The sequence below is a fragment of the Aquimarina rubra genome (genome assembly GCF_042684305.1).
In the GTDB taxonomy this organism is placed as follows: Bacteria; Bacteroidota; Bacteroidia; order Flavobacteriales; family Flavobacteriaceae; genus Aquimarina; species Aquimarina rubra.
In genome coordinates, this window is record NZ_JBHULE010000019.1 from 1,167,023 (window position 1) to 1,180,392 (window position 13,370).

12 protein-coding genes are annotated in these 13,370 nt (G+C 33.5%); 2 read left to right on the top strand and 10 right to left on the bottom strand.

The window, feature by feature from the left end; translation table 11 throughout:
* Window positions 1-45: 45 nt before the first annotated feature.
* The 6 genes from rsmA to ACFSR1_RS13810 all read right to left on the bottom strand — a co-directional run bounded on the left by rsmA (window position 46) and on the right by ACFSR1_RS13810 (window position 6,402).
* Window positions 46-912: a 16S rRNA (adenine(1518)-N(6)/adenine(1519)-N(6))-dimethyltransferase RsmA gene (gene rsmA, locus ACFSR1_RS13785; RefSeq protein ID WP_378293439.1), complete on the bottom strand. Its 867-nt coding sequence runs from the start codon at window positions 910-912 to the stop codon at window positions 46-48.
* Between the two features lies 1 nt (window position 913).
* Window positions 914-1,342, bottom strand: coding sequence for a hypothetical protein (locus tag ACFSR1_RS13790; RefSeq protein ID WP_378293441.1), 429 nt, complete (start codon window positions 1,340-1,342; stop codon window positions 914-916).
* Window positions 1,343-1,373: 31 nt separating this feature from the next.
* The gene (locus tag ACFSR1_RS13795; RefSeq protein WP_378293443.1) at window positions 1,374-1,685 is read right to left on the bottom strand and encodes a DUF4286 family protein; all 312 of its coding nucleotides are present in this window, start codon (window positions 1,683-1,685) and stop codon (window positions 1,374-1,376) included.
* A 194-nt stretch (window positions 1,686-1,879) separates the two neighbouring features.
* The gene (locus tag ACFSR1_RS13800) at window positions 1,880-3,667 is read right to left on the bottom strand and encodes a tetratricopeptide repeat protein (RefSeq protein ID WP_378293445.1); all 1,788 of its coding nucleotides are present in this window, start codon (window positions 3,665-3,667) and stop codon (window positions 1,880-1,882) included.
* Window positions 3,668-4,033: 366 nt separating this feature from the next.
* Window positions 4,034-5,305, bottom strand: a complete 1,272-nt coding sequence (serS, locus tag ACFSR1_RS13805) for a serine--tRNA ligase (RefSeq protein WP_378293447.1) — start codon at window positions 5,303-5,305, stop codon at window positions 4,034-4,036.
* 305 nt (window positions 5,306-5,610) lie between these two features.
* The gene (locus ACFSR1_RS13810) at window positions 5,611-6,402 is read right to left on the bottom strand and encodes a helix-turn-helix domain-containing protein (protein WP_378293449.1); all 792 of its coding nucleotides are present in this window, start codon (window positions 6,400-6,402) and stop codon (window positions 5,611-5,613) included.
* 703 nt (window positions 6,403-7,105) lie between these two features.
* On the opposite strand from ACFSR1_RS13810, the gene ACFSR1_RS13815 reads away from it, so the two are divergent.
* Window positions 7,106-7,333, top strand: a complete 228-nt coding sequence (locus tag ACFSR1_RS13815; RefSeq protein ID WP_378293450.1) for a hypothetical protein — start codon at window positions 7,106-7,108, stop codon at window positions 7,331-7,333.
* Window positions 7,334-7,465: 132 nt separating this feature from the next.
* Entirely contained in the window at window positions 7,466-8,047 is a 582-nt protein-coding gene (locus ACFSR1_RS13820; RefSeq protein WP_378293452.1) for a M23 family metallopeptidase, read from the top strand.
* A gap of 33 nt (window positions 8,048-8,080) precedes the next feature.
* Here ACFSR1_RS13820 and ACFSR1_RS13825 read toward each other — a convergent pair whose 3' ends face one another.
* From ACFSR1_RS13825 to pth, 4 genes are all read right to left on the bottom strand, one after another.
* Window positions 8,081-9,988 (bottom strand): tetratricopeptide repeat-containing sensor histidine kinase, encoded by a 1,908-nt coding sequence (locus ACFSR1_RS13825; RefSeq protein WP_378293454.1) that lies wholly within the window; start codon window positions 9,986-9,988, stop codon window positions 8,081-8,083.
* Between the two features lie 39 nt (window positions 9,989-10,027).
* A complete protein-coding gene (locus ACFSR1_RS13830) occupies window positions 10,028-11,344 on the bottom strand; it encodes an HTTM domain-containing protein (protein ID WP_378293456.1) in 1,317 nt (438 codons plus the stop codon).
* Window positions 11,341-12,273: a bifunctional riboflavin kinase/FAD synthetase gene (locus ACFSR1_RS13835; protein ID WP_378293458.1), complete on the bottom strand. Its 933-nt coding sequence runs from the start codon at window positions 12,271-12,273 to the stop codon at window positions 11,341-11,343. Before ACFSR1_RS13835 ends, ACFSR1_RS13830 begins: the two co-directional genes overlap by 4 nt.
* A 208-nt stretch (window positions 12,274-12,481) precedes the next feature.
* Window positions 12,482-13,048 carry an aminoacyl-tRNA hydrolase gene (pth, locus tag ACFSR1_RS13840; RefSeq protein WP_378293460.1) on the bottom strand — a complete coding sequence of 189 codons (567 nt, stop codon included), beginning with the start codon at window positions 13,046-13,048 and terminating at the stop codon, window positions 12,482-12,484.
* Window positions 13,049-13,370 lie beyond the last annotated feature (322 nt).

Here is a 13,370-nt window from a genome sequence, read left to right on the forward strand (position 1 = left end):
ATAACCAAAGAATTCAATTGCAGTTGAGATTGGTGTTAAATGAAATTAGTTTACCGATTTTTGGATAAGTAATGTGAGTTCTATAAACTGATCGACACTTAATTGCTCAGGTCTCTTAGTCAGAATATCCAGCTCTTTGATTTCATCACTTAACTGGAAAGTTTTTAGGCTGTTTCTTAGAGTTTTTCTTCGTTGTCCAAATGCTGTTTTAACAACTTTGTAAAAGAACTTCTCATCGCAGGGAAGTACTTCTATTGGTTTTCGGATTAATCGCAAGACACCACTATCTACTTTGGGAGGAGGATTAAAAACAGATGGAGGAACTGTAAATAAATACTCTGCATCATAAAATGCCTGAGTCAACACGGATAAAATACCATACGTCTTGCTTCCTGGTTTTTCACAAATGCGTTGGGCAACCTCTTTCTGGAACATTCCGGTGAATTCTGGTATTCTTTGCCGATTTTCTAAGGTTTTAAAAACAATCTGTGATGAAATATTGTATGGGAAATTTCCTGTAATAGCAAACGGTTCGTTATTAAATAGTGAATCGAGATCATATTTAAGAAAGTCGGCTTCGATTACTTTAAAGACTCCTTTGCCCTCTCTAATTTCCGGATGTTCCAATGGAAAACTGGTATTTAGATACTCAATAGATTCAGTATCCAGATCCATAGCTATTAAATCCACATCTTTTTGTAGAATGTATTTAGTAAGCACACCCATTCCGGGACCAATTTCGATTACATTTCTATAGTTGTTGAGTGTAAGTGTATCTCCAATTTTTTTTGCAATGTTTTCATCTTTAAGAAAATGTTGACCCAGATGTTTTTTCGCTCGGACGGCAGTTTTTTCCTGCCAACCTTTATGGTGTGATAATTCGTTTTTGTTTTTTTTGAATTTGGAGGACATCCTATAGTTTTTTTGTAAGTGATTGAACCTTCTCTAAAATAATATTTTCTATTTCAGCACGATCATTTTTTCCAAACCACGAAATTTCAAGGTCAATTTTATGCCCGGCTTTAGTTACTAAGTAAGGTTCAGAACCACCTTTGGCAGGATAGAACTTTTTTATTTGATCATAATTCAGTTTTTGTCGACCTATCATCATGTGATTGTTATCGAGGATAATCGTTGGGTTGTTAGACCTTATTATTTGAAATGCTGCGAGAACCAACACTGCGATTAAGAGTATAAATATTACTTTTTCAAAAAAAGAACTTTCTACAAAAAAAGAAATAATATTTGTAAATAAACTAATTATAAAAACACAAAATGCAGCACCAACTACAAGACCAAAAATCTTAATAATATAAAGTAGTGTGGGGCGGTATTTTTTCATCTATTTATAAGTGTTTTTATTCGTGCTGATTTTATTGCTGTTCACTAATGATTTCCAGCTCAGTTCTAAACGCTACAAAATGACCTGCAAACTTGTTTGTTTCTGAACGAAGACGTTCTGCGTCTTCTGTATAATAACGTTCTAATGTACTTTTACTATCCGTAGTATATTGCACAGAATAAGTGATACCGCCCATTTCTTCTTCAACCAGTACTTTGCTCATTAGGGCTCTACTAAATTTTCCTGTAGCTAACATATCAGGAATGTGTTTGTTTTTCATCCAATCTAACCATTCATTATGTTTGGTTTCTTCTATGTTGATGGTAACGTTGTAAATGTACATTTATAGTGTATTGTTGATAGTTTTGAATAATGCAAAGAAACGAAATTATAATGGTTATCATCCTAATTAAACTGATAGGAGTAAACGACTTATTTTTTAGGAAATATGAGCGCTGTTTTTATGGTATGTTTTTGAGAAGATATTTTCTCTTAATTACAATATATTAATAGAAGCATAGATTGCTCAACTCTCAACTAATTAATAGCGTCACCTCGCAGCGTTCGATATTTTTTTCTGGCATCCACAAAATAAATACTATCTGCGTGATTAAAGATCAATTTTTCGTATAACTCTTTAGCTTTTTCAGGTTCTCCCAGAACATTTACATATAATTCTGCAAGCCAGTAATAAGCATCATCTACAAGAATGTCATCAGGATAAAATTCTATAATTTTGAGATAGTTGACTTTTGCTTTTTCAAATTCTTTTTCTTTTTCGAATAATTTGGCTTGTCTTAAAAATGTTTCATCCTCAATTTTTTCGCCTTTGTGATTAACTAAAATTTCTTCATATTTAGCAATAGCTTCTAGATTTTTATTTTGGAAAGCCAGTAAATCACCTTTAGCAAAAATCTTTAGTGCAGTTTGCGTAGAATCTTCCAAAGAATTATCACTTATGATAAGACTTAGCTCCATTGCGTCATTAGCAATTAATTGTGAAGTGGATGATTTTAGAACATCTAATTGTGTCTGTGCCCAGGCAAAATCTCCTTTATAATAACTGGTTTTTGCCACTTTAAACCTTGCGTCCTGAGCTAAGAAATTATTTTTTAAGGCATTTTGTACTTGAGTATAATATATAAGCGCCTGGTTGAACTTTTGATCCAACACAAGAATGTCTGCAATTTTCATTTTAGCACGAGAGGATTGAAATCTAGAGAGTTTTTCTCTACTTAATAACTGCTTAAGAAAACTGATAGCTTCTTTTTTTCTATCTTGATTAAAAGCTAAGAAATGTGCATAGTCAATTTGGAGGCCAATGGTTTCTCTTGATTTTCCGTAGGTTTCGAATATAGCTTCATATTGTTCATTTATATTCTTATACTCCTTTTTATCAGCAAGATCTGTTTTGGCTTTTAAAATGATTTTATGTGCTTTGAGTTTGATATCGTTTCCGGCTGGGGTTTCTAAGAGATAATCCAAAATATAGGTTGCAGATTTTATGTCTTTAGCTCCAATAGCAATACGTGCAAGATCCAGAATACCTTGTAGACCCTGATCTTTACGTTTGTAAATTGCTTTTTCTTGTATAAAAGCTTTTTTGAAATCCTTTTGCTGTACAAAAAGCCAGCTTAACATCTCGTTAAAAATAATGTCGGGATTTTGCTGAAGTTTTTTAATCAATAATTTTCTGAAAATTACATTGGCTTCATTTAATGGATCATCTGTGATATATTGATTGAAGTTTCTTTGAACAATATTCTTGTAGTTAGGTTGTAGTTGTAGTAATGACAGATAACTATCAAACATTTTCTCTAGCTTACCTTGTTCGCCGTATATTTTAGCAAGTTGAACATTAAAATTAGCACCGGGATTCGACGCCATTCCTTTTTCATAAATTATAGCTGCCTGATCAAGCAGGTTATACTTTTCAAATGTCTGGGCTAGTGTATAAGCAGCATTTACGTTATTATGATTAAAATTTCTAACTGCTTTATCATAATATGTCTTTGCCTTAGTAGCATCTCCCTGAACTTCAAAATGATGTCCGAGTTCTACGAGTAGCTGTGAATTATTAGGACTCTTTTCTATTCGTTTCTGTAAAATTTCCTCGGCCTTGTCAAATTGTTCCAGTTGCTGATACGATTCTACAAGTCCTAAAAGATAGTTGATACGATTAGAGTTTTTGGTATATAACTTTTGATATACAGAAAGTGCTTTTTCATATTGACCTTGTTGCATATAATTTTTAGCCAACTGCTCAGATTGACCAAACATTGGTATAGCAAAAAGAAAAGCTATATAAAGAAAGATAAAGCGCATTCTGCAAGTTTTTTTGTAAATATAGCAAAATGCACTTTGATATTCTGTTATGAAGAATGTTAAACAAGGCAATCTTCTTTAAACATTATAATGTTATTTTGGATTCTGGCCTACGCCAGAATGACAAGTGCTTCTTTGTTTTTATTAGTGATCCGCCGTGGCGGATGAAAAGTTGCGAAGCAGCGTATTCAAAATAAATAGACGAACCTGCCTGCCTGGTGGACGGCCGGCAGGTTAATCCCGCTTTTTTAGCGGGATCTTAGGTCTAATACCTTGAAGCTTGCTTCGAAATTTTAAAGATTATTTTCCTTTGAATGCCTTGTGGGTTTACCCCGAGGATATTTACTTCGATTAGAAGTAGTCAGATTAGTCAATGTACTCGAATCCACAGTAAGGAACCAAAACATCCGGAATTTTGATACCGTTTGGAGTTTGATAGTTTTCTAAAATACCCGCAAGCACTCTTGGTAATGCAAGCGAACTTCCATTAAGCGTATGAGCCAGTTGATTTTTACCGTTAGTATCTTTGTATCGTAATTTAAGGCGATTAGCCTGATAAGATTCAAAATTAGAAACAGAGCTGATCTCTAACCAGCGATCCTGAGCTGTAGAAAACACTTCAAAATCGTAAGTGAGTGCAGAAGTAAACCCAATATCACCTCCACAAAGACGTAAGATACGGTATGGTAACTTTAATTCTTTAAGAATCTCTTTTACATGATCCACCATTCCGTCTAGGGCTTCGTATGAATTTTCAGGTTTTTCGATACGTACGATTTCTACTTTATCAAATTGGTGTAAACGATTTAATCCACGCACATGTGCTCCATAAGAACCGGCTTCTCTTCTAAAACAAGGAGTATATCCTGTACAACAAATGGGTAGATCACTTTCATTTACTAAATCATCTCTAAACATATTCGTTACCGGCACTTCTGCAGTAGGAATCAAATACAGGTCATCTGCAGTAATGTGATACATTTGTCCTTCTTTATCAGGTAACTGCCCTGTTCCATAACCGGAAGCCTCATTCACTAAATGTGGAACCTGATACTCGGTATAGCCTGCTTCGGTATTTTTATCCAGAAAATAACTAATTAATGCACGTTGTAGTTTGGCACCTTTTCCTTTATAAACAGGGAATCCTGCACCAGAAATTTTTACACCAAGCTCAAAATCGATGATATCGTATTTTTTTGCTAATTCCCAATGTGGTAAAGCACCATCTTCTAGAACAGGAATATCTCCTTCTCTAAATACTTCTTCATTATCTTCATCACTTTGTCCGTCAGGAACAGAAGCATGCGGAACGTTAGGAATAGTATACAACAATTCTTTAAGCTCTTCTTGTATTTCTGTTAATCTGGCAGATAAACTTTTAGAACTCTCTTTTAGTTGACTTGTTTTTTCTTTTAAAATAGCAGCTTTTTGGGCTTCGCCATTTTTAAATAGCATCCCGATTTCTTTTGATAATTTATTGGAGTCGGCAAGCGTGTTATCCAGTTTTGCCTGAGTAGCACGTCTTTCTTCATCCAGATGAATTACTTTTTCGAGAATAGGAGCAGCGTCAAAACTTCTTTTTGTCAACGCTTTGATATACTCCTCTTTATTTGCTATGATGTCCTGTACTACTAACATGATTCTATTTTTGAGCGATCCCATTTTTACAAAATGGTCGGGCTATCCGCTATATCTTTTTTAATCCCTACTCTTCGACTTCGCTCAGAGCACGGATTAAAAAAGGATGCCGCTGCTATCCCTTTCGCGTTAAAGCAGCAAATTTAAAGAAAAGTGTGGGTTTTGAAAGCTTTAAAATAATAAAATAACTTAACTGGATTTAGATCCGATTTTTACTTCTATTTAAAAGCATATTTCTTACATAAGATTGATGCGTAGGAATAGAATTTTGAATAAACTATGATTTAGTACTAAGCAATATGAATTTATGCAATAGCTTGATTTTTTTTGAAATTTGACGGTGTAACTCCTTCAAATCTTTGAAACGTTCTGTTAAAGCTAGTTTTTGAATTAAATCCACATTCTAGGGCAATCCCTAATAAAGTATACTGGGCATAGGATGGGTCTAATATTTTTTGCTTTACTTCCTCAACCCTGAAATAATTGATATAATCGTAGAAACTCACTTTCATATGTTGATTTAATAAATACGAAAGTTTTTTTTCTGATATAAGTAGTTCTTTAGCAATAGACTTTAGGGATAACTCAGGATTTAGGTACAACTTGGTGTTATAAATTAGATCTTCAAGATTTTTCTGCAATAAATGCATCTCTTTTGGATCATAAATCTGTTTTTTAGGATTTGTAGTGGGATTGACTTCTTGTTCACCCTTTTTCTGAGTCTTTCCTTCTTTTAATAAAAACTCCGGTAGTAACACTCTGGTTTGAGAAATTCCTTTATATGCCAGATATACAATCAAAAAAACAACAAAAATCGCAATGATCCCAACTGCAGAATTGATATCACCATATAAAACTTCAAATAGGGTAATGGATATATCTATGCCGATGATAATGATAGTGCCATACAAGAAATTCTGTAACCAATTTAAATCTGCAGAGTCTATGTTCGCATAATAAAGCTTTACTATTTTTTTTGCCCTGTTGAGTAGTTTTAAGGTAACGATGCAGTATAATAAGGAATTGATATTACTTAGAGCCCATAAGTTCTCTAAGCCTACCCGTAAATGACCAAAAGTGTCAGGACTCTTAATCAAACAAATTAATTTAGGGATACTTGCAAAAAGGAGATATAATACTGGTATAAGAATGTGTTTGTAGTTTTTCTTAATAACATTTTTACTCGAAAAGAAAATGGATTTTACATATAGAAAAAGAATTGGGCCAATACTAATAGGGATTGTATCTTGAAATAGAAAAGCCGAAAAAAAGATCATACGACTCTTATTGATAAAGCCGAAAAACGAAATTTGGGTTAATAGAATCCAGGAAAAAATGATAAAGAGTATTTTAAAATGAAATTCTTTTAGTCCATTTTTCCATAAAATATAAAGTAATAGAATGTTTGCGAGTATACCTAAGTGAAGAGTGAAATCCATAAAAGATATAGTTGATGATTGGTATGTGTAAAGCTTGGTTTGTTTAATAAGACGAAGATAACAGTCGTAGGTTGCAGAGTTCTTATTGCTTAATTTAAGAAACATTTATTTTTTAGATGTAAGCCCGATAAACTTTTACGAGGTAAATTTAATTTAACGCATAAAAAGGTGCCGTATCTTCTTTTGGCACGAAATTAAAGAAACTTTCTTCTTAATTAGCGAAGTAGAATTTAATGATCTCTACAGTCCCTGCATTGAAAACATTCTGAATTTGATCTTTAAAAATGACGGGATAAATCACTGACACAAACCTTGAGTGTCATAAAATGTTCAAGGCTTCATTATTTTAAAATTAGTACTTATGAAAAAATCGTTGTTAAGTTTGGGAAAATTGCTTAGTAAATCAGAACAAAAACATGTCGTAGGAGGAATAGCCATAACACATTATGATCCTAATTGTGACTTATACGAGGGGCAGATTAGACCTGGTTGTCCTTGTGTTCAGGGTTCAGCTTGTATGACAGTGAATTATGAGCGTGGGGTGCCAGTTTCTGGAATATGTCAAGGTGAAGTTTGTGTAGCGACTTAATTCCAAGGTTGAATTAGGTGAGTATATTACGTATATTAGAATTAATATCTAATGGCAAGGGTTCTTTTTCAGAACCCTTTTTCTTTAGCTTGATGTTGTAAACAAACATTGTGGATGTCGTATATTTAACCTGTGATTACAAATACAACAAGACGTTTTTTAGCTTCATTTTTAATCTTAATAGGTTCCTTATATCGCAACAATAGAACCCGAAGATTTACATTGATACCTTTAGTAGTTATTGGCTTAGGTTTTTTGCTACCACAGGAAATGGTGATCCCTGTAAAAGGTGCTACAACTAAAAACTGGGATGATGATTCGTTTTGGGCGCATCCTTGGGGAAGTTCTATTACGCATAAGGGGATTGATATTTTTGAAGAAAAAGGCACGGATGTGATTTCATCTACATACGGTATTGTGATGTATACCTATGAAGGAGGAAAAGGAGGGAAGACTGTTACGGTTTTAGGTCCCAAATGGAGATTTCATTATTATGCACATCTGGATGAAGTAGAAGCTTTTCCGTTGCTGCCGATAAAACAAGGAACCAAATTAGGAACGGTTGGTAATACAGGTAATGCAGTAGATAAACCACCGCATCTACATTATTCGATCACAACACCTTTTCCATACTGGTGGTTGCGAGATACAGAGGCTATACAAGGAAATCGAAAAATGTTCTATTTAGATCCTGATACATGGTTAAGAGAATAAAAATAGAGTTCTAATTCTCAACCGTTTTATGTCTTAGATAGATACGGGAATTTCAATGTTAATAACGGTACCTCTGTTAATTGTAGAATCAATAACCATATTTCCTGATAAGGAGTGTAATCGATTTCTGATATTCTTAAAACCGATCCCATCAGCTACCTTATCTGCTTCAAATCCAATACCATTATCTTCAAAAAGTAGTTGTAAAATAGTTTGATATTGATTGAGGTAAATGTCAATTTGATCTGCTTTGGCGTGTTTTAAAGTATTGGTTAATAATTCCTGAATGATTTTAAAAAGCTCTTCTTTTAAAGGATTTTCGATTTCGTTAATCTTTTCTTCTGGATGAGGATTGAAAGAAATTTTTTGATGACTTCCTTCTTCAATGTTATTTACGTATTCTTTTATCAAGGTAGAAATCCCGTTGTTCTGAAACTTTTTGGAAGCAAGGTTATGAGATAAATCGCGTACCTGATGGTAGGTTTCATCTACTTGTTGAATAATATTTGATTGTTGAGTTCCGTTATGGCTATTGCCAGAAAGTTGTAGTTTTATACTTGCCAGATTTCCACCAATACTATCGTGTAATTCTCTGGCAAGGCGCATGCGTTCTTTATTTTGTCCGTCCATGGTTGCCTTGACCAGATTAAGTTCCTGATCTTTCATCAATCCATGTACCTTTTGAGAATTTACCTCTTTCTGAGATTTGTTAAGCTCTATTTGCGTTTTTAATTTCTGGAAGTATACAAATAACAGCGCTATTACGGGAAGTAATACTACAAGAAAGCCAATAAGAAATGCTTTTTTGATGGTGCGCTGTCTTTCAATTTCACTTTCTTTTAATAGTTGCTCTTCTTTAAGCGCTAGTATTTCTTTTTCTTTTTGTAGAGTTTGGTATTTTACCTCCATATCTTTTACAATCTCTTTGTTCTGATTAGTTAGAATTTCATTAGAAACACCGAGGTATTGAGTCATTAGATTATAAGCATTTTCATAATCTTTTTCAGCTACTTTTATATTCCTAAGTACCATAATAACATCTCTCTGTAACTCAAGCTTGTTCCACTGTACAGTATTTACATAGGCAGAGGATAGGATGATTTCGGCATCTTGTAAATGTCCTTGATTATAGTATACAATGCCCATTTGGATGACAGCGTTGATATAAAGGTCATAAAATTTGCTTTGCAACGCAATCTCTTTTACAGATCGAAAATATGCTAACGCATGGTTAAGGTTATTTTCGAAGATATCTATCCTACCCAGTTTCAGCTGAGTTTCTAATCTGATTTTGTTATTTTCATAAAGACGTAGGTCGTCCAGTACCTGCAGATAATTGGATTTTGCTTTTGAAAAGTCTTTTTTTAAAAAATAAGTATCTGCCAGATGTTTTTTGGCTAAAATTAAAACTTCAGTATCTGTGCTGTTTTTTAAACAAGTTTGAAAGATAGTTAGAGCAGTATCATATTCCTTCTGGTTAAGGTAAACAATACCAAGCCCTATTTGATGAGTGTAGTGCATTTTACTCATTTTGACAACGGGTGAAACTGCAATCCCATCAAGATGATGTTTCATAGCGTCATCAAAAAGTCCTTTCTCTAACTTTCCTTTTCCCAGAATATTATAAGATTTTGAAAGATAGAGATCATAATCTGAAAGTTCATTTTCTCTACCCCGAATCTCATTTTGCAATAGGTTTCCATAGTATACTATAGAATCTGTGTTCCCTGACTGGATATGAATCGTTGCAATAGTATCTATGATTTTTATTCGCTTAAGAAGATTAGTTGTTGTCTTTAGGTCTTTATAAAAGTGTCTGTCTACTGTATTAGGGATTTCACCAAAAGAAGAATACCAGTCTTTCTTTTCCTGAGATTTCACAGAAAATGAAATAAGTATAATAAATAGATAACAATAGGTAGCAGAAATTATACGTATCATAATACAGTCCTATTCATTCTTGTAAGTCGGATATGTTTATTACTTATCATATTTAATTACCCAAGGATTTGTAGTAAAGTAATTCCAGTCTACACTTGTTAAATCTACATCGGGATCAATTAACATTCTTAGTTTTTTGCCATTCACAGAAACTTTACTGCTGGCATAAACCGCTATATCTCTTCCTTCTTTTAGATGTTCTTTTCTAAGAAATTGTGCAAACTGCCAGATAGCATCCGGTTTGGTGTTTACCAGTCGACGCTGTTTTACAGTCAGGTATTGATTCTTGTCAATTTTTACCCGTCGGCAATTGTTATCCTTAAATTCAATATAAAAATTGGTAAATCCTGATCTACCTCGTAGCATCATTCTCCAACTTAATTTATGTCCTTCTTCTGTCCATAATACATCACCTGGTATAAACCAATGTCGTACAGGTAAAGCAAGTTGAATAACAAACCATATTGCTAATGCCGGAATTAAAAATCCTTTGTATGAAGGGATAATCACCTCATTTGCACTGTAAAACTCTTTTTTACGCATGAATATGCGATGAATGCGTTCTTTGGAAAAGAAAAACACACTAAAGGCTAACGATAAATACGGAAATATTCCGATTTGAAATACAATCGAATTAAATAAGTGGAAAAAGATACTAATGATAAATGCAGGAAGGCGGGTTTTTCTCCACAGTAATAAAGGAATAATCAAAAGATCAAATAAAATTCCAAAATAAGTAATAGAAACATGGGTCCAATGTTGCTGTAGAATATCTCCTACAATTGGGTAGTTAGCCCGAGAAAGCATCAAGTTTTTAGCAACTGTATAATCTAACCAGTCCGGATATAACTTTGCAACGGATGCATAGGTATATACAATCCAGAGTTGTATGATAATAAACAAGACGCACCATCTCGGCATGGATATTTTTTTTAAAGCCGGATTTCGCTTTACATCAATTGAGAAATAATTACTTGCAGGAAGTGTGCTCATCAAAATACACAGTAACAATAACAGGTAATAATGATTGTTATAGGACGACTTTTGCATATAATAGACACCAGCCCAAAGAATAGTATATCCTATCATGCTCCATCGGTATTTAAAACCGATCATTACAAAAACACCGAGTATACCCATCAGTGCGAAATAGAAATACATACCATTTCCGGGAAGTGGTTGTAAAAAATCTAAACCTATAAAGTTAAATGTAAATTGAGGTTCTACCAAAGTTCGCCTTACCCAACCGGTAAGAATAGCCCCAAAGGATTCTGCGGCAATCAGAAATCCAAAAAAAACTCTAAATATTATGAGCGCACTGTTATCTATTTGTGTAAATAGCCAACGATTTATCATACCATAGAATTTATAAAATCTCTAGAAAAGTCTTCATCATCTTGCATGGCAGCTTTTAATGCTTCAATAGAATCAAATTTTTTCTCATCTCTAATACGTTTTAGCATTTCTATTTGAATCTTTTTTTCGTATAAATTAAATGAAGCATCAAAGAAATGAGTTTCAATAGTTTGATGTTTTCCATTTACTGTAGGGTTGTTACCAATATTCATCATCCCAAAATACGTTTTATTGTTGATCTGAGATTTTACGATATATACTCCCTTTTTCGGGATGAGTTTGTAATCTTCTTCTATGTATAGGTTTGCGGTAGGGTACTCTAGTTTGCGGCCTAGTTCCTTTCCTTTGATAATCTTACCAGTAAGCATAAAGTTATAACCTAAATATTTATTGGCTCTGATAATATCTCCATCCAGCAACGCTTCACGAATTTTTGTAGAACTTACGGCTACATCATCAATATCCTGTTTAGAAATTTCTTCTACCGTAAAATCATTTTGAATTCCAAAAGAAGCAAGATCCGTGATGTTAGAATTTCGATTCCTTCCGAAGCGATGATCATATCCAATAATGACGTGGCGTACATTTAGTTTTTCTATTAACATCTCTTCGACATATTCTTTGGCAGAGAGGCGAGAAAATTCTTTGGTAAAAGGGTGGATCACTAAGCTGTCTAATCCTGTTTTTTCTAAAATCTGAATACGTTCTTCTATGGTGTTAATCAGTTTAATATTTGTGTCTTTTTGCAAAACCATTCTTGGATGAGGGAAAAAGGTAAGAATAACTGATTCAAGATTATTTCGTTTAGCGGCTTCCACCAATCGTTCAATTATCTTTTTGTGCCCAATGTGTACTCCATCAAAAGTTCCTATAGTAACTACAGATGGTGTATGGTTGTCATATGTCTTAGCGTCTGTATAGCGTTTCATCCTAAGTTATTATTGGTTTTCTGTATTTGATGAGATAGGCTATAAGGCGCAGAAATTATTGTCAATTCGGATGTGGTTTTTCGTTTCAAAAAGATTAATTTTAGTAAAATCATACTTTGTAATCCAGGTTTACATAAGATCTGCTATAGTGGTTATTAAGCAGTAATTGTAAGTTATAAAATTAAGGAAATGTTGTGAGATGTACTACTTATTTTCCGTTAAAGGTATTCATAGTATTGGCTAGTCCCGCAGTTGTAAAGGATTTTATTAAAGCTATAGCTTTGTCTAATCGTTCTGGCATAGCAGCTTCTTCTTCTGGACCCCATTCTCCCAAAACATAGTCAACCTGTCTTCCTTTGCTAAATTCTGCCCCAACTCCAAATCGGAATCTGCAGTATTTTGATGTGTTTAGTTGGGCTTCAATATCCTTGAGCCCATTATGACCGCCGGCACTACCTTTTGCCTTTACTCTAATAGTGCCAAAAGGCAGATTAATATCATCTGTAATGATGAGTAGGTTTTCTATAGGAACTTTTTCTTTTGTTAACCAATACCTAACTGCTTTTCCGCTAAGGTTCATATAAGTGTTTGGTTTTAGTAAAAGAATAGTACGACCCTTATGTTTATAGGTTGTTAGATCACCCAATTTTTCCGTTTCGAAAGTTAAGCTTTCTTCTTTTGCCAGAGTATCGAGAATTCTAAAGCCAATGTTATGACGGGTGTTATGATATTTAGGTCCAATATTACCGAGACCTACTACAAGAAATTTTTTCATGAGAGCTGAATGAGTTTCTTCTTTAGTTTTTTGATTTTTTTTTGGAAATAGTCTATAGTAAAGGCTTTTCAATATTTCAAATAATTTTAATTGTCCTAAAATATCATGACGGTTGATATCAAATTACTCAAGTTTTGCGAAACAGATTTCACAAGATTTTTATGAGGTATAAAATTAGGTGTTTTCTGTGTAAGACTCAAATATGATGTTTTTATTGGCTATTTTTTAGAGGTATTTTTTTTGATTCTTCTTAGGTTTATAAAAATACAAGTATACAAAAAGCCCTGAAACATATTGCTTCAGGGCTTTACTAAAATTAAGG

Excerpts from the sequence above, each read along its gene's own strand:
- ACFSR1_RS13795 (WP_378293443.1), bottom strand. The coding sequence starts at position 1,685 with ATGTACATTTACAACGTTACCATCAACATAGAAGAAACCAAACATAAT.
- serS (WP_378293447.1), bottom strand. The coding sequence starts at position 5,305 with ATGTTAGTAGTACAGGACATCATAGCAAATAAAGAGGAGTATATCAAA.
- ACFSR1_RS13815 (WP_378293450.1), top strand. The coding sequence starts at position 7,106 with ATGAAAAAATCGTTGTTAAGTTTGGGAAAATTGCTTAGTAAATCAGAA.
- ACFSR1_RS13825 (WP_378293454.1), bottom strand. The coding sequence starts at position 9,988 with ATGATACGTATAATTTCTGCTACCTATTGTTATCTATTTATTATACTT.
- ACFSR1_RS13835 (WP_378293458.1), bottom strand. The coding sequence starts at position 12,273 with ATGAAACGCTATACAGACGCTAAGACATATGACAACCATACACCATCT.
- rsmA (WP_378293439.1), bottom strand. The coding sequence starts at position 912 with ATGTCCTCCAAATTCAAAAAAAACAAAAACGAATTATCACACCATAAA.
- ACFSR1_RS13800 (WP_378293445.1), bottom strand. The coding sequence starts at position 3,667 with ATGCGCTTTATCTTTCTTTATATAGCTTTTCTTTTTGCTATACCAATG.
- ACFSR1_RS13790 (WP_378293441.1), bottom strand. The coding sequence starts at position 1,342 with ATGAAAAAATACCGCCCCACACTACTTTATATTATTAAGATTTTTGGT.
- pth (WP_378293460.1), bottom strand. The coding sequence starts at position 13,048 with ATGAAAAAATTTCTTGTAGTAGGTCTCGGTAATATTGGACCTAAATAT.
- ACFSR1_RS13830 (WP_378293456.1), bottom strand. The coding sequence starts at position 11,344 with ATGATAAATCGTTGGCTATTTACACAAATAGATAACAGTGCGCTCATA.